The following is a 19063-nucleotide window of genomic DNA, read 5'->3' on the forward strand; positions in this document are numbered from 1 at the left end:
CTCACCACTCCCTTTCCACTTGATTGTGTTGTTCCAGTGCCGCCTCGGCATTGCGCTTGCGCACGATCTCCGCATCGATCAAAGCGCCGATGCTGCGGATGTCGGAACGCTCGAACAGCACGCGTACCGGCAGCGCGACGTGGAACTGCCGCTGCACGGCATTGATCAGCCGGGTGGCCAGCAGCGAGTGCCCGCCCAGATCGAAGAAATTGGCACTGACGCTGATTCGTTCCTGGCCGAGCGCCGCTTCCCAGATCTGTGCCAGCGCCTGTTCGGTCGGCGTACGCGGGGCGCTGTAGGCCGCTTCGCGTACCTGCGCCTGCGGCAGCGCCGCACGGTCCAGCTTGCCGTTGGCCGTCAGCGGCAGCGCCGCCAGCACCACGTACGCCGTCGGCTGCATGTAGCCCGGCAGCACCTGGCTCAGCGCCTGCTGCAGGGACTGCGTCCAGGCCGCTTCCGCGTCTTCCAGCTCCAGCGGCATCGCCGGCACCACGTAGGCCACCAGCCGTGCCTGCGCACCCTCCCCGCTCACCACCACCGCCGCCTCGCGCACCGTCGCCTGCGCCCGCAGCTGGCTCTCGATCTCCCCCAGCTCGATCCGGTACCCGCGCAGCTTCACCTGCGCATCCAGGCGTCCCAGGTACTCCAGCGTCCCGTCGTTGCGCCAGCGCACCCGATCGCCGCTGCGGTACACCCGCTCCCCCTGCACCCACGGGCTGGGCAGGAACCGCTGTGCCGTCAGGTCCGGCTGGTTCACGTAGCCCTGGCCCACGCCGGCGCCGCCGATGTAGAGCTCGCCGGCCACGCCCTGCGGTACCAGTTGCCCCTGCGCGTCCACCACGTACAGCCCCGTGTTGGGCATCGGCACCCCGATCGGGATCGTGTGCGTCAACGTCTCCAGGTGCGCGCTCACGTCGTACCACGCACACCCCACCACCGTCTCCGTCGGGCCGTAGTGGTTGTAGAGCTGCGCCTGCGGGTACTTGGCCTGCAACGCCCGCGCCAGCTCCACCGCGAACGCCTCGCCACCGATCACGAACACGTGCCGCGACGAGCGCGGCGCCGCATCCACCAGCCCCAGCAGCCCCTGCACGTGCGAGGGCGTCAGCCGCAGCAGCCATGCCGGCGCCGCTGCATCCTCCAGCGCCTGGGCAAGCCCCTGCAACGGATCGGACGGCGGCAGCAGCGTCACGCAGCCGCCGCTGAGCAGCGGCACGTACAGGCTCGGCACGCTCAGGTCGAACGCCACCGAGGTCGCCACCAGCGATCCGCTCAGGTGACCGGCGTAGTACCCCTCGCGCGCGAACGCGCAGTAGTCCAGCAGGCTGCCGTGGGCGATCTCCACGCCCTTGGGCGTGCCGGTGGAGCCGGAGGTGTACAGCACGTAAGCGCTGCGCTGCGCATCCTCGGTCAGCGCCGGTGCGGTGGACGGGTACGCCGACAGCCAGTCTGGCGCCTCGCATCCCTGCATCGACAGCGCCACCGAGGCTGTCAGTGCATCACCCAGCACCAGTTGCACCTGCGCATCGTCCAGGATCTGCCGCAGCCGCGCCGGGCCCTGCTGCAGGTCCAGCGGCACGTAGGCCGCGCCGGCCTTGAGCGTGCCCAGCAGCGCCACCAGCAACGCCACCGAGCGCTCCAGCGCCACTCCTACCAGTGCGCCCGGACCGATCCCCTGCTCCTGCAACGCATGCGCCAGCCGGTTGGACGCACGCTCCAGGCCCGCGTAGTCCAGCCTCTGCGTCCCGCAGCACACCGCCACCGCCTCCGGCGTCGCCGCCGCCTGCGCCTGCACCTGCGCCACCAGCGACCGCTCGCGATATTGCGTCGATATTGGACCGCGACCCAGCGCCAACAGCGTATCCAGAGACGAAGCGGCATGCACCGGCAGCGCCTGCAGCGGCGTCTGCGGCGCTGCCGCCACCGCCTCCAGCACCGCCACGTACGCCTGGCCCAGCCGCGCGATCGTCGCCGCCTCGAACAGGCTGCGCGCATAGTTCCAGCGCAGCCGTGCCCCCTCACCGGTCTCGGTCACCGACAGCTGCAGGTCGAACTTCGCCGGCTCCTCGCCTCCCTCCAGCCCGCTCACCTCCAGCCCCGGCAGCGTCAGCGCCACCCGCGCGTTGTTGCGCATCGACAACAGCACCTGGAACAGCGGGCCGTGGCTCAGGCTGCGCACCGGCTTGAGTTCGTCCACCAGCATCTCGAACGGCACCTCCTGGTGCGTGTACGCCTCCAGGATCCGGTCGCGCCGCGCCTGCAACAGCGCCACGAACGGCGCCTGCGGCGCGATCTGCGTGCGCAGCACCAGCGTGTTCACGAAGAACCCGATCAGCGGCTCCACGTCCGGGTGCAGGCGGCCGGCGATCGGCGTGCCGATCACGATGTCCCGCTCCCCGCTCCAGCGCCACAGCACCGTCGCCAGCGCCGCCTCCAGCACCATGAACAGGCTCGCCCCGTGCGCCTGGCCCAGCGCGCCCAGCGCCGCCAGCGTCGGCGCCGGCAGCGCCACTTCCCACTGCCCGCCGTCGAAGCGCTGCTGCGCCGGACGTGCCGCATCCAGCGGCAGGCTGTGCACCACCGGCAACTGCGCCAGCTGTTCCCGCCAGTACCCCAGGTGGCCCTGCAGCGTCGCGCCCTGCAACCGCTGCCGCTGCCATGCCGCATAGTCGGCGTATTGCACCGGCAGCGCCGCCAGCGCCGCCGCCTCCCCGCGCACCTGCGCCGCGTACAGCGCGGCGAACTCCTGCACCAGCACCCCCACCGACCAGCCATCGCTGGCGATGTGGTGCATCGTGAACAGCAGCGCATGCCGCTGCGCCTGCAACTGCAGCAGCCGGCAGCGCAGCATCGGCCCGCGTTCCAGGTCGAACGGCTGCCGCGCCTCCTCTTCGCGCTGCTGCTGCAGTGCCTGGGCCTGCGCTGCCGCGTCCAGCTCGCGCAGGTCCTGTTCCAGCAGCGGCACCGTCGCTTCCACCACGATCACCTGCACCGCCTGCCCGTCCTGTTCGGCGTACACCGTGCGCAGCACTTCGTGCCGCGCCACCAGCGCCGCCAGCGCCGCGCGCAGCGCCGTCCGGTCCAGGTCCCCGTCCAGCTGCAGCGCTACCGGCATGTTGTACTGCGCACTGCCGCCTTCGAGCCGGTCGATGAACCACAGCCGTTGCTGGGCGAAGGACAGCGCCAGCGGCTGCTCGCGCGGCAGCACCGGGATCGGCGCATAGTCCTGCGCCCGCACCCCGTCCACGTAGCGGCCCAGCCCCTGCAGCGTCGGCTGCTCGAACAGCGCCCGTACCGGCACCGGCTTGCCCAGCCGCTTGCCGATCTCGCTCACGATCCGCGTGGCCAGCAGCGAGTGACCGCCCAGGGCGAAGAAGTTCGCCTCGGTGCTGATCCGCTCCTGCCCCAGCACCGCTTCCCAGATCTGCGCCAGCGCCTGTTCGGTCGGCGTGCGCGGGGCGCTGTAGGCCGCTTCGCGTACCTGCGCCTGCGGCAGCGCCGCACGGTCCAGCTTGCCGTTGGCCGTCAGCGGCAGCGCCGCCAGCACCACGTACGCCGTCGGCTGCATGTAGCCCGGCAGCACCTGGCTCAGCGCCTGCTGCAGGGACTGCGTCCAGGCCGCCTCTGCCTCCTCTAGTGCGTCCGTCTGGTCCGCGTCCAGCGGCATCGCCGGCACCACGTAGGCCACCAGCCGTGCCTGCGCGCCCTCCCCGCTCACCACCACCGCCGCCTCACGCACCGTCGCCTGCGCCCGCAGTTGGCTCTCGATCTCCCCCAGCTCGATCCGGTACCCGCGCAGCTTCACCTGCGCATCCAGGCGCCCCAGGTACTCCAGCGTCCCGTCGTTGCGCCAGCGCACCCGATCGCCGCTGCGGTACAGCCGCTCGCCGGGTGCCCAGGCACTGGCCACGAACCGCTGCGCCGTCAGCGCCGGCTGACCATGGTAGCCACGGCCCACGCCTGCACCACCGATGTACAGTTCCCCCGCCACGCCGATCGGCTGCACCTGCCCGTCCTCGGCCAGCACATGGCACTGCACGTTCGCCAACGCCCGCCCGATCACCGGCACCGGACCCTGCACCAGGCTCCATGTCGTATCCACGCAGCACTCGGTCGGCCCGTACACGTTGATCGCCAGCCGCCCGCGCTGCTGCTGCCACCCCACCAGCCTCTGCCACAGCGAGGCCCCGATCGCCTCACCGCCGATCACCAGGTGCGGCAGGCAGTCCTCCAGCCCCGCCCCCAGCCACGCCTCCAGCAGCGACGGCGTGCAGTCGATCAGGTCCACCCGCTGCCCTTCCAGCACCGACCGCAGCAACACCGGATCGGTCTTGGCCGCCTCCTCCACGATCAGCAGTTCACCGCCCCACGCCAGTTGCATCAGCCCCTTCAGCGACCCATCGAACGCGTACGAGGCCGTCCACGCCCAGCACCCCTGCAGCGCTCCGTCCGCGATCCCATGCGGACCCAGGTTCAGCGCCAGGTTGCGCAGCGATCCGTGCTCGATCAGCACCCCCTTCGGACGGCCGCTGGTGCCGGAGGTGTACAGCACATACGCCAGATCCGACGCGCCCGCCCCCTCCACCGTCGGCGGTGCGCTCGCCAGATCGCACACGTCTTCCATCCGCAGCTGCGGCAAGGCCGGCAACGCCAGCCCCGCCACCCGCTCGGCACTGGCTGCATCGGTCAGCACCAGCGCCGCGCCGCTGTCGGCCAGCACGTACTGCAGGTGCCCATCCGGGTAGGCCGGGTCCAGCGGCAGGTACGCCGCCCCGGCCTTCATCACCCCCAGGATCGCCACCGGCACCTCCAGCCCGCGCGCCAGGCACAGCGCCACCACCGTCTCGCGCCCCACCCCCTGCGCCCGCAGCCGGTGCGCCAGGGCGTTGGCGCGCGCCTCCAGTTGTCCGTAGCGCAGCACCTGCTCCCCCGCACGCACCGCCACCGCCTCCGGCGTGGCCAGCGCCTGCCGCCGCACCAGTGCCGGGTAGGTCAGGTCCTCCACCGGCTGCGCCGTGGCGTTCCAGTGCGCCAGCGTCGCCTGCGTGGCCGCCTCCACCCACGGCAGCGCCTGCAGCGGCGTCTGCGGCGCTGCCGCCACTGCCTCCAGCACCGCCACGTACGCCTGGCCCAGCCGCGCGATCGTCGCCGCCTCGAACAGGCTGCGCGCATAGTTCCAGCGCAGCCGCGCCCCCTCACCGGTCTCGGTCACCGACAGCTGCAGGTCGAACTTCGCCGGCTCCTCGCCTCCCTCCAGCCCGCTCACCTCCAGCCCCGGCAGCGTCAGCGCCACCCGCGCGTTGTTGCGCATCGACAACAGCACTTGGAACAGCGGGCCGTGGCTCAGGCTGCGCACCGGCTTGAGTTCGTCCACCAGCATCTCGAACGGCACCTCCTGGTGCGTGTACGCCTCCAGGATCCGGTCGCGCCGCGCCTGCAACAGCGCCACGAACGGCGCCTGCGGCGCGATCTGCGTGCGCAGCACCAGCGTGTTCACGAAGAACCCGATCAGCGGCTCCACGTCCGGGTGCAGGCGGCCGGCGATCGGCGTGCCGATCACGATGTCCCGCTCCCCGCTCCAGCGCCACAGCACCGTCGCCAGCGCCGCCTCCAGCACCATGAACAGGCTCGCCCCGTGCGCCTGGCCCAGCGCGCCCAGCGCCGCCAGCGTCGGCGCCGGCAGCGCCACTTCCCACTGCCCGCCGTCGAAGCGCTGCTGCGCCGGACGTGCCGCATCCAGCGGCAGGCTGTGCACCACCGGCAACTGCGCCAGCTGTTCCCGCCAGTACCCCAGGTGGCCCTGCAGCGTCGCGCCCTGCAACCGCTGCCGCTGCCATGCCGCATAGTCGGCGTATTGCACCGGCAGCGCCGCCAGCGCCGCCGCCTCCCCGCGCACCTGCGCCGCGTACAGCGCGGCGAACTCCTGCACCAGCACCCCCACCGACCAGCCATCGCTGGCGATGTGGTGCATCGTGAACAGCAGCGCATGCCGCTGCGCCTGCAGCTGCAGCAGCCGGCAACGCAGCATCGGCCCGCGTTCCAGGTCGAACGGCTGCCGCGCCTCCTCTTCGCGCTGCTGCTGCAGTGCCTGGGCCTGCGCTGCCGCATCCAGCTCGCGCAGGTCCTGTTCCAGCAGCGGCACCGTCGCTTCCGCCACGATCACCTGCACCGCCTGCCCGTCCTGTTCGGCGTACACCGTGCGCAGCACTTCGTGCCGCGCCACCAGCGCCGCCAGCGCCGCGCGCAGCGCCGTCCGGTCCAGGTCCCCGTCCAGCTGCAGCGCTACCGGCATGTTGTACTGCGCACTGCCGCCTTCGAGCCGGTCGATGAACCACAGCCGTTGCTGGGCGAAGGACAGCGCCAGTGGCTGCTCCCGCGGCAGCACCGGGATCGGCGCATAGTCCTGCGCCCGCACCCCGTCCACGTAGCGGCCCAGCCCCTGCAGCGTCGGCTGCTCGAACAGCGCCCGTACCGGCACCGGCTTGCCCAGCCGCTTGCCGATCTCGCTCACGATCCGCGTGGCCAGCAGCGAGTGACCGCCCAGGGCGAAGAAGTTCGCCTCGGTGCTGATCCGCTCCTGGCCCAGCACCGCTTCCCAGATCTGCGCCAGCGCCTGTTCGGTCGGCGTGCGCGGGGCGCTGTAGGCCGCTTCGCGTACCTGCGCCTGCGGCAGCGCCGCACGGTCCAGCTTGCCGTTGGCCGTCAGCGGCAGCGCCGCCAGCACCACGTACGCCGTCGGCTGCATGTAGCCCGGCAGCACCTGGCTCAGCGCCTGCTGCAGGGACTGCGTCCAATCAGCCTCTGCCGCCTCTAACGCCTCTAACGCTTCCGCTGCGTCAACCTGGTCCGCGTGCAGCGGCATCGCCGGCACCACGTAGGCCACCAGCCGTGCCTGCGCCCCCTCCCCGCTCACCACCACCGCCGCCTCGCGCACCGTCGCCTGCGCCCGCAGCTGGCTCTCGATCTCCCCCAGCTCGATCCGGTACCCGCGCAGCTTCACCTGCGCATCCAGGCGCCCCAGGTACTCCAGCGTCCCGTCGTTGCGCCAGCGCACCCGGTCGCCGCTGCGGTACACCCGCTCGCCCTGCACCCACGGGCTGGGCAGGAACCGCTGCGCCGTCAGGTCCGGCTGGTTCACGTAGCCCTGGCCCACGCCGGCGCCGCCGATGTAGAGCTCGCCGGCCACGCCCTGCGGTACCAGTTGCCCCTGCGCGTCCACCACGTACAGCCCCGTGTTGGGCATCGGCACCCCGATCGGGATCGTGTGCGTCAACGTCTCCAGGTGCGCGCTCACGTCGTACCACGCACACCCCACCACCGTCTCCGTCGGGCCGTAGTGGTTGTAGAGCTGCGCCTGCGGGTACTTGGCCTGCAACGCCCGCGCCAGCTCCACCGCGAACGCCTCGCCACCGATCACGAACACGTGCCGCGACGAGCGCGGCGCCGCATCCACCAGCCCCAGCAGCCCCTGCACGTGCGAGGGCGTCAGCCGCAGCAGCCATGCCGGCGCCGCTGCATCCTCCAGCGCCTGGGCAAGCCCCTGCAACGGATCGGACGGCGGCAGCAGCGTCACGCAGCCGCCGCTGAGCAGCGGCACGTACAGGCTCGGCACGCTCAGGTCGAACGCCACCGAGGTCGCCACCAGCGATCCGCTCAGGTGACCGGCGTAGTACCCCTCGCGCGCGAACGCGCAGTAGTCCAGCAGGCTGCCGTGGGCGATCTCCACGCCCTTGGGCGTGCCGGTGGAGCCGGAGGTGTACAGCACGTAGGCGCTGCGCTGCGCATCCTCGGCCAGCGCCGGTGCCGTGGACGGGTACGCCGACAGCCAGTCCGCGCGGTGCGCCTCGTCCATGAACAGCGTGTCCGCTCCCGCCAGCGGGAACGCACTGGCGCTGTCCAGCAGCACCAGCTGCACCTGCGCATCGTCCAGGATCTGCCGCAGCCGCGCCGGGCCCTGCTGCAGGTCCAGCGGCACGTAGGCCGCGCCGGCCTTGAGCGTGCCCAGCAGCGCCACCAGCAACGCCACCGAGCGCTCCAGCGCCACTCCTACCCGTGCGCCCGGACCGATCCCCTGCTCCTGCAACGCCTGCGCCAGCCGGTTGGACGCACGCTCCAGACCCGCGTAGTGCAGCCACTGCGTCCCGCAGCGCACCGCCACCGCCTCCGGCGTCGCCGCTGCCTGCGCCTGCACCTGCGCCACCAGCGAGCGCTCGCGATATTGCGTCGACACCGGACCGCGACCCAGCGCCAGCAGCGCCTGCGTGGCGGCGCTGGCTTGCAGCGGGAGACGCTCGAACGGCAGCGCGGGGGATGCCAGTGCGGCCTGCAACAGGCAAACATAGGCCTGCGCCATGCGCTGCACGGTGACCGCGTCGAACAGTGCGGTCTGGAAGCTCCAGTACATGCGCAGCCGCTCCTCGACCTCGATCGCGGTGACATCGAAATCGAAGCGAATGCTGTCGACGCCGAGCTCGATCTGCTCCACGTCCAGCCCAGGCAAGGACAGATCGCCAGTCTCCTGGGTCTGCAGTACGAACTTGATCTGGCATACCGGGTTGTAGGCCAGCGTGCGTTCCGGTCTGAGATCGTCGACGACCAGGTCGAAGGGCAGGTCCTGGTGCGCGAACGCGGACAGGGCGCGTTCGCGCACCTGCGCGAGCAATTCAGCGAATCCAGTGCCGGCAGAAAGCTCTGTCCGCAGGGCGACCGTATTGACGAAAAACCCGATCAGCGGCTCGACTTCCCGCTGCGTGCGTCCAGAGACCGGCGTACCGACCACGATGTCGCGCTCGCCGCTCCACCGCGACAGCAGCGCCGCGAGCGCCGCCTGCAACACCATGAAGACGGTGGCGTCATGGGCAGCGGCGAATGCCTTGCATGCCTGCAACAACGGCGATGGCAGCCAGCACTCGACCGCCTCGGCCACGAAGTCCTGCTGCAGCGGTCGCGGCCGATCCAGCGGCAACGCATGCACCGGCGGCACACCCTGCAGACGTTCGCGCCAATGCGCTCGCAAGCCCGCAGCGGCATCGGTGCCCAACCAGTTCTGCTGCCAGACCGCGTAATCGGCATATTGCACGGGCAATGGCGGCAAGGGATCGGCAGCACCACTGCGGAACGCGCGATACAACGCACCGAACTCCCGCACCACTACGCCCATCGATTCGCCGTCGCTGGCGATGTGGTGCAGCGTCAACAGCAACAGATGTTCTTCCGCCGCAAGGTCGACCAGCGCGCCACGCAGCATGATGTCGGCGGAGAGGTCGAACGCGGCGGACGCCTCGTCTCGCAGGAGTTGGGCGACGTGCATGTCCAGTTCGGAACGCGCGATCGCGGCCAGATCGAGTCTGGCCAACGGCACGGGTGACGGCGGCAACACCCGCTGCACCGGTTCGCCGTGTTCGACGGCGTACACCGTGCGCAACACCGCATGCCTTGCCACCAACGCATCCAACGTCGCCTGCAGCGCAGCGAGGTCCAGGACCCCACGCAGGCGCAATGCGCAGGGCACGTTGTATTGGGTGCTGCCACCTTCCAACTGGTCGGCGAACCAGATACGCCGCTGCGCGAACGACAGCGGTGCGCAGACGCGGCCAGGCTCGGCAGCGATGGGCTGCATCGGCTCCACGACCGCAGTGTCCAGATGCTGCGCCAGGCGGCGCACGCTGGGGTGCTCGAACAGTGCCTTCACCGGCACCCGCCGCCCCAACGCCTGGCCGATCTGGCCAGCGAGACGCATCGCCAGCAGCGAATGCCCACCGAGCGCAAAGAAGTCCTGCTCCACATCGATGGACGATCGACGCAGCGCCTGTTGCCAGATGCCGGCCACCAGCCGCTCGGTCGCGGAGGCCGGTTCGGCCAGGCCAGCCGCGGCCTCCGGCTCCGGCAGCCGGCGCCGATCGATCTTGCCGTTGGCAGTGAGCGGCAACGCATCCAGTTGCACGAAGGCTGCTGGAATCATGTAGTCCGGCAGATGCTCGGCCATGTGGGTGCGCAGTTCGGCGGGGGACGCCGCCGCATCGTCGGCTGCCACCCAGTAGGCCAGCAGGCGCTTGTCCTCCGCGCCACCGGACGCGATGACGACCGATGCGCGTACCGACGGATGTGCCGCCAGACAGGATTGCACACCCGCCAGCTCGATGCGGAATCCGCGCAGCTTGACCTGGCCATCCCTGCGCCCGACGAATTCGAGCATCCCGTCTGCACGCCAGCGCGTCAGATCGCCGCTGCGGTACATACGTCCGCCGTCGGCGGCGAACGGATCGGGCAGAAAGCGTTCGGCGGTCAGGTCCGGCAGATTGACGTAGCCTGCGGCGACACCGTCGCCACCGATGTACAACTCGCCGACCGCCCCGACGGGGACGGGCTGCTGCGCCGCATCCAGCACATAAAGACGGGTATTGCGGATCGGGCGTCCGATCGGGATCGACTGCCCCGGCACGGCCGACGGTATCGCATAGGTCGCGGCAAAGGTGGTCGTCTCGGTCGGGCCGTAGCCATTCAACAACTGCGCGGGCCGGTGCCGCTGCAGGAAGCGCGCGACGATGGCCGCATCGAGCACGTCGCCGCCGATCAGCAGGCAGCGCAGCGCGCCCAAGACCTGTCCGATCGCATCGGCATACTGGTTGAACAAGCCGACGCTGAGCCACAGCACCGTGACCGTTTCGCGCTGCAGGAACGCGCCGAAACGCGCAGGCTCCAGCACCGTGTCCCGGTCCGCGATCGCCACGCGACCGCCGTTGAGCAAGGCTGCCCACACTTCCATGGTGCTGGCATCGAACGCCGGATTGGCGGCGAAGGCGATGCAGTCACCAGGGCCGAACTCGGTGTAGTCGCCGTCCACCACCAGGCGTCGAATGCCGCGATGGGTGATGGCCACGCCTTTCGGCTGCCCGCTGGACCCGGAGGTGTACATCACGTAGGCGACCGCATCGAGTCCCGCTGCGGACGAAGCCCAGGTCGGAACCGGTGCGGCCGCACCCGGCAGCACGTCGATGGCCACGCCCTGCACCGGCGTGTCCTGGTCCGCCGACCGCAGCAGCAGACAGGCCGCACTGTCCTTGAGCATGAACGCACGCCGCCGCGGCGGCGCATCCAGATCCAGCGGCACATAGGCGCCGCCGCATCGCAGCGTCGCCAGTTGCGCGGCCAACAGCCACGCCGATCGCGGCAGCGCGAGCGCGACCCGACCGCCCTCGCGCAATCCCTGGCCCTGCAGCCGCTGCGCCAATGTGGCAGCGTGTGCGTCGAGTTGGGCGTAGGTCCAACGAAGCTCGCCATCGACCACGGCGATCGCGTCGGGCGCGCGTGCGACCTGCTGCGCGAAACGCTGCTCCAGGCGCAGGGCATCGGCGTAGGCGCGCGGACGCCCCGCCCAGTCCTGGAGCAGACGCTGCCGCTGCGCCTGCGGCATCAGCGGCAGGGTCTGCACTGCGGCGTGATCGTCCCGCAGCATTGCATCCAGCAGGCACCGCCACGCGGTCAGCCAGCCCTCCACCGTCTGCCGCTCGTACAGGGCCTCGGCGTACTCGATCAGGCCGAAAAGGCCGTCGGCGGATTCGCCGACGACCAGGCTGACATCGAATTTCGCGTCGCCGGCAGCCGCAACAGGCAGCGCCGTGGCCCGGACGCCGGCTAGCTCCAGATCGGCCACGTCGCCGTCCTGCCAGGCCACGAACACCTGGAACAACGGACTGTGGGCGAGGCTGCGCACTGGCGCCGCCACCTCCACGACGCGTTCGAGCGGCAGCCGTTGCCGCTGCTGCGCGTCCAGCAGCTGTGCACGCACCTGGGCGAGCCATCCGGCGACGTCCAGGTCGCGACGCATGTCCAGGCGCAGCGGCAGCGAATTGACGAACAGCCCGATCAGGCCGGCAACCGCGTCGGCATCGCGATTGGCCGTGGCCGTGCCCAGCACGATCTCCTGCTGTCCGCTCATCCGCGCCAGAACTGCCGCCCAACTGGCGAGGACCGTGGTGAACAGGGTGACCCCGTGGCGACGGCTGAAGGCCTGCAGCGCCTGTGTTTGCGCGGCGTCGAATGCGACCGGCAACGTGCCTGCGGTCCCGCCGGCCTGGGCCGGCCGCGGACGATCCGCTGGAAACGTGGACAACAACGGCGCACCGTCCAGCCTCTCGGCCCATGCCCGTTCCTGGAACGTCGCCTCAGGACTGCTCAGCCAGTCCCGCTCCCAGACGGCATAGTCCACGTAGCGCAAGGCGAGCGCCGGCAGCGATGCGTCCCGGCCGTCCCGGTGCGCGGCATACAGCACACCCAGTTCGTCCATCAGCACACGCATCGACCAGCCATCGAACACGATGTGGTGCACGGCGATACGCAGCAGATGGGTGCCATGATCCTCCCGCAACAGCGCGATCCGCAGCAGCGGCCCGTGTTGCAGGTCGAAGCTCCGCTCCAGCACGCGCTCGGCCTCGGTGCGCTGGTGCGCGGTCGCGCCATCGTGGACATGCCATTCGAAGGCGCTGTCCGCCGCTGCATCCGTCACCTGACGCGGCCGACCATCCTTTTCCGGGAACCGGCTACGCAGCACCGAATGCCGCGCCACGACCGCAACGAAGGCGGACCGCAGGGCGGCGATATCGAGCGTCCCCTGCAGTTGCAGGGCGGCATACATGTGATAGGCACGGGACGCCGGTTCCAGCTGCGCCAGGAACCACAGCCGCTCCTGCGCCGGCGACAGCGGCGCATCGTCGTCGACGGCTGCCCGCGCAATGGCGGGCACCACGGCGGCAGCGGACGAGGAACGCTCGAGATGCGCAGCCAGGCGCCGCACGCTGGGATGTTCGAAAACCGCGCGCGCCGGGACGGGATGGCCCAGGGCCCGGCTCGCCTCCGCCGCCAGGCGCGCGGCCAGCAACGAATGACCGCCCAATGCGAAGAAATCGTCTTCGACGCCCACCCGGTCCAGCCCGAGCAGGCGCTGCCAGAGCGCCAGCAGGGTCCGCTCGATGGCCGTCTGCGGTGCTACCGGCGACGCCACTTCCGACACCAGCGCGGGCGGCAATGCACGCAGGTCGATCTTGCCGTTGGCGGTCAACGGAAACCGCGCCATCGGCACGATGATCGGGATCATGTAGTGCGGCAACTGCTGCGCCAGTGCATCGCGCACGCGCTCCACGACTGCTGCAGGCGCGAGGTTGACGTCTGCCGCGACCAGATAGGCCGCCAAGCGCGTCCCGGCAGGATGCTCCACCGCCAGTACCACCGACTCGCGCACCCAGGCGAGCGCGTCCAGCCGCGCCCGGACCTCGCCCAACTCGATGCGATAGCCGCGAATCTTGACCTGCTCGTCGGCACGGCCAAGGAACTGCAGTTGCCCGTCCTGTGCCCAGCGCACCCGATCGCCGGTGCGGTACCAGCGCCCCGGCTCGGCGGCGAGCGAGACGAAGCGCTGCGCCGTCAACGCCTCGTCGCCGGCGTAGCCAAGCGCCAGCGCGGCGCCGCCCAGGTACAGTTCGCCGGAAACGCCGCGCGGCACGCGCTGACCGTTGCCATCCAACACCAGGCAGCGCACATGCGGCAACGGCCGGCCGATGGGCGCCACCGGCGCGATCGCAGCAGACGCCGACAACTCGGCCACCGTCGCCGTGACCGTGGCCTCGGTCGGCCCATAGCCATTGAGCAGGCGCAAGGTCGCAGGCATCGCCTCGCACCAGCGCAGGATGCTGGCGGGGCGCACCGCTTCGCCACCCACCACGCACAGGCGGACATGGCGGCCGGCGATTGCCACCGCGTCCTCTGTCAACGTATCGGCCAACAGATGCCAGAACGCGGTCGGCAGATTGAGCACGCTCAGCGCATGCAGGTCCACGAAGCGCCAGAACGCATCGGCCGATTCGGCACTGGCGTCGTCGCGGATCACCAGGCAGGCGCCATGGCAAAGCGCCATCAGGCATTCTTCGACGAAGACATCGAAGTTGAACGCAGAGAACTGCAGTAGCCGGTCCTCGTGCGCGATCGCATAGACCTGCTGCAACCCGGCCAGATAGGCCGACAACGCGCCATGCCCGACCTCCACCCCTTTCGGGACACCGGTGGACCCGGAGGTGAAGATCAGATAGGCAGGATCGTCGGCCCGGACGTGCACCGCCGGAGCCTCGGCGTCCTGCGCCGCCAGAGCCGCCAGGCCCGCCGTATCGTCCACCACCAGCACGTGGGTGCCGGCCAGCGCAGGCTGGTCACGCAGATGATCCAGGGTCACCACCGCGTGCAGGGCGGAGGCCTGCACGATCTGCTGCAGGCGGGCCGCCGGCAGCCCCGGGTCCAACGGTACATACGCCGCCCCGGTCTTGAGCGTCGCCAGAACCGCCCACGGCAGCCGCCAGCTGCGTGGCAGGTACAGGCCGATCCGCTTCCCCTGCCCGGCACCCGCACTGCGCAGCCAATGCGCCAATCGGTTGGATTCGCGCTCCAGTTCCTGGTAGCACACGGTCCGCGCGTCGTCGACGATCGCCACGGCGGCGGGGTGCGCGCGTGCGACGTCCTCCACCCGCACGAAGACCGGGGCAGCATCGGCCACGTGGACGCCTTGCCCTTCCAGTTCGCGCAGGGCACCGCGTTCGCTGTCGGCCAGCACCTCCAGTCCGTGCACGGGCGCTTGCGGTTGCGCCAGGGCGGCGGCAAGCAACTGGTGGAACGACTCGGCGAAGCGTGCGACGGTAGCCGCGTCGAACAGTTCCGGCCGGTAGTGCCAGCGCACCCGCAGCGCGTCATCGCGCCGCTCCGCGGCGATATCGAGGTCGAAGTTGAGCGGCAATGGCTGCCGTTCGTCTTCGATCGCAGTCACGTCGAGGTCCGGCAGAACGAACGCCGGCAACGGTGCGTTATCCAGCGAGAACAGGATCTGGCACAGGGGCATCGCCCCGGGCGTGCGCTCCGGTGCCGCTGCCTGCACCACATCGTCGAAGGGCACATTGCGATGCGCCAGCGCCGCGAGCGTCGCGATCCTGCAGCGATTCAGCAGCTGTTCGAAGGTCGGCATGCCGGACAGGTCGGTACGCAGCGGCAGCGTGTTGACGAACAGGCCGATCATCGCCTCGGTGGCCGGATGCTCCCGGCAATCCACCGGCGTCGCCACCAGTACATCCTGCTCGTCGCTCCAGCGACCGATGGTCAATGCCAGGAGCGCATGCAACGCCATGAACAAGGTCGTCTCGCAGCGAGCGGCAAAGGCCTCCAACCGTTGCAGGGTCGTCGCGTCGATCAGCGTATGGAAGTGCGCGCCCAGGGCGGCGTAGCGCAGCGGCCGTGGCCGATCCAGCGGCAGGCGATGCAGCGATGGCGCCTGCTGCAACGCCTCACGCCAGAACGCCAGCGACTGCGCGCGTTCGGCAACCGCCACGTCCTGCCGCTCCCAGGCCGCGTAGTCCGCATACTGCAACGGCAACGCAGGCAATGCCGTCGGGCATCCGCGCACCGCATCGCGATAGGCAGCGTTCAGATCGGCAACCAGCGTGCGCATCGATCCGCCATCGGCGGCGATATGGTGCAGGGTCAGCAACAGCACATGGTCGTCGGGCGCGACTGCGAGCAGGCTGGCGCGCAGTTTCAGCGGCTCGGCGAGATCGAACGGGACCGCCGCCTCCGCACGCCAATACGCAAAGATCAGATCCGCCTGGCCGGGGCCACCGGCATCGATCACGGGCAGCGTTGGCAGCAGCGCCGGGACAGCGTGCTGGACCACGTGACCGTGCCGCTCGCGGATACCGGATCGCAGCACATCGTGGCGGTCGACCACCGCCTGCAACGCCGCCTGCAGCGCCGGCAGGTGCAAGGCGCCACGCAGACGCAGGCCGACCGGGATGTTGTACTGCGCATTCGCGCCTTCGACGCGGTCGTCCAGCCACAAGCGCTGTTGCAGGAGCGACAGCGGCAGCAGATCGCGGGCCTGTGCGCGGACCATGGCGCGCTGCGGTTCCGCCAGTGGCGCCACATGCTGCGCCTGGGCGCGAATCGAGCGGTGTTCGAACACGAACCGCAGGGTGACATCCCGGGCAAAGCAGGCCGACAGCTCGGCCGCCAGCCGCGATGCCAACAACGAATGCCCTCCCGCCGCGAAGAAGTCGGTGTCCATGCCGACCTGATCCGCCCCCAGCACTGCGCACCAGATGCGCAGCACCTGGCGTTCGGCATCGGTCTGCGGCTGCGCGTCCGCGTTGCCTTCCCGATCTGGCGACGGCAGTGCGCGCCGGTCGATCTTGCCGTTGGCGTTGAGCGGCATCCGCTGCATCAGCACCCATTGCGCCGGCACCATGTAGTCGGGCAACCGTCGCTGCAATCGCTGGCGCAGTTCGGCAAACAGGGCGTGCCGCGCATCTGCACCGGTAGGAGGAGCGACGACGCACACGTACGCGATCACCCGGCGCTGCATGCCCTCGCCCGCTGCGCCCACCGCGGCGGACAGCACTTCCGGCATGGCATTCAGGGCGGCCTCGATCTCGCCCGGCTCGATACGGAACCCGCGCACCTTGAGCTGGTCGTCCAGACGCCCGAGAAACTCCAGCTGACCGTCCGCCCGCCAGCGCGCGCGGTCGCCAGTGCGGTACCAACGCCGCCCGGCCAGGACGCCCTGCCCAACGACGAAGCGCTGTGCGGTGGCGTCGGGCTGACCGACATAGCCGCGCGCCAGGCCGACGCCGGAGATCCAAAGCTCACCGGCCGCACCGATCGGCGCGACGCCACCATGGCGGTCCACGATCCGCAGTTCGGTGTTGGGCAAGGGCGAGCCGATACTGACCTGATCGGACGGACCCAGGAGGGCCTGGCTGACCGCGACCGTGGCCTCGGTCGGGCCATAGGCGTTGAACAGGCGGCACTTCGCCGCCCACGTGCTTGCCAGCGTCGGATCGCAGGCTTCGCCGCCGACGATCAGCGAGCGCAACCGGTAGTGCCGCGACGCATCCACATGCGCCAGCGCCGCCGGCGGAATCAATGCATGGCTGATGGCATGCTGCTGCAGGTAGTCGGAAAGCTGCTCGCCGGAGCCGCGCACCGTTTCCGGGCAGAGATAGAGCGTCGCCCCGGCAACCAAGGTCCTGGCCCAGTCCCAGGTCGCCGCGTCGAACCCGATCGAAGAGAACTGCAGCACCCGATCGTTCGCGTCCAGCGCATATGTGTCCTGCAGGGTCAGCGCCAGATTGGCCAGTCCCGCATGCGTGAGCATCACGCCCTTGGGCGTTCCGCTGGAGCCCGAGGTATAGATGATGTAGGCCAGGTGCCCGGCCTCCAGCCCCAGGATGCGCGGATCGGTGTCGGCCGCGGCGTCCGATGCCGACGGCGTCTGCATCGCCTCTTCCAGGACCAGGACAGCTTCCATGCCCACCAGTCCGGCCAGGCGCCCCTCGGTCGATGCCGACACCAGGACCAGCAACGGCTCCGCATCGGAGAGCATCGCCGCGATCCGTGCATCGGGCTGCACCGGATCGATGGGCAGGTAGGCACTGCCCGCCTTCAGCACGGCCAGTATGCCGACCAGCAATTCCCGCCGCCGCTCCGCGCACACCGCGACGGGCCGATCCGGCGCCGCGCCGCGCGCGATCAACCGGTGCGCCAATCGGTTTGCCTGCCGATTCAGCTCGGCATAGGAGAGGCTTCCCTGCTCGTCAACGACGGCGATCGCATCCGGTTGGTTCCGCGCATGCGCTTCGAACACACGATGCACCAGGACCTCGGCGACCTCCTTGCGAGGGCCACAGGCAAGCCCGGCCGCCGCCTGCGCTTCCTGCGGCGGCAACGCCGACAGATCGCCCAGACGCAGCTCCGGCGCCTGCAGCAGGCGGCTCAGCGCATGCTGGAAGCGGGCTGCGAGCCGCTGCGACTCGGCCGGCTCCAGATAGGCCAGGTTGTAATCGAAATGAAACTCGACCGGCTGCGTCTGTCCGTACTCCCAGACGGTCAACGCCAGCGGCGTCTGACTGAAACCATGGCTCAGGTAGTGGATCGAGGCGGCGTGGCCGCCGATCTCGAAACGGCTATCGAGCTTGAGATAGTTGAAGCTGACATCGAAGACCGTGGCATCGCTTCCGGAAATGCCGAGATCCCGGCACAGATGTCCGACCGGATAGCGCTGATGCCGGTAGTCGGCGCGTTGCCGTTCCGACAGCGCGCGTACCAGCTCGCCGAATGCCATGTGCGGTGCCAGCTCGACGGCCAACGGCATCATGCCGGTATAGACGCCGATGGCCTGCTTCTGGACCTTGCCCCTTCGATTGTGGACCGGCAATCCGATCAGGAAACGGTCGCGATCGCCCTGTGCCCCGGCGCAAAGCGCAAACACGCCCAGCAACACCTGCGGCACACCCACGCGGTAACGCTCGGCCAGGGCCTGCACCGCGGCATACTCGGATGCCGGCATGGACACCGTTTCGCGTCCACTGGGAATCGCCGTCCCGGACCGATAGCGCGGGCGATGATAGGCCTGCAGCAGAGGCTCGGGCGCCGTTGCCACGCGTGACTTCCAGTGGCGAGCGTCGTCCTGGTAGCGCGGGCTTTCCACATAGCCGACGTCGTCGGCCGCCACCGAATGCAAGCCGGGCGGTCGCTCCGTGGCGTCTCCTCGGCAATGGCATCCCAGCTTTCTGGCCAGGTTGGCGAAGCCCCAGCCATCGATGATCAGGTGGTGCGCGATCACGCAGTACCAGGTTTCCTCGGCGGACAAGCGCAGGATCCAGGCCCTGTACAATTCCTGCTCGTGCAGCACGAACGCTTCGCGAAAGCGATCGTCGAGCCATGCCAACGCGGCTGCAGCAGGGTCCAGCGCGTCGGAGAAATCCTTTTCCTCCAGCCGAGTCGTCCGCACCGACGCGACGTACTGCACGATGCCCGCGCGGGTGGCACGGATGCGCAAGCCGAAGGCGTCGTCGCCTTCCACCAGACGCGCATGCGCCTGACGCAGCACCTGCGCGTCCATCGCGCCCATCCGGATATAGCCGCCGATGTTGTAGATCGGATCGTCCGGGTAGCGCTGCTGATCGAAGTAGATGTCCGACTGCGCCAGCGTCAGCGGAAATTCAAGGGTCGCTGCGTCCATTCCGCTCTCCGTACC

1 protein-coding gene is annotated in these 19063 nt (G+C 70.0%); it reads right to left on the reverse strand.

The window, feature by feature from the left end; all coding sequences use genetic code 11:
- Nucleotide 1 precedes the first annotated feature (1 nt).
- Nucleotides 2-19048, reverse strand: coding sequence for a non-ribosomal peptide synthetase (locus AC1PK7_RS14075; RefSeq protein ID WP_481098537.1), 19047 nt, complete (start codon nt 19046-19048; stop codon nt 2-4).
- Nucleotides 19049-19063 lie beyond the last annotated feature (15 nt).

The organism is Xanthomonas sp. NCPPB 3174, assembly GCF_056725205.1.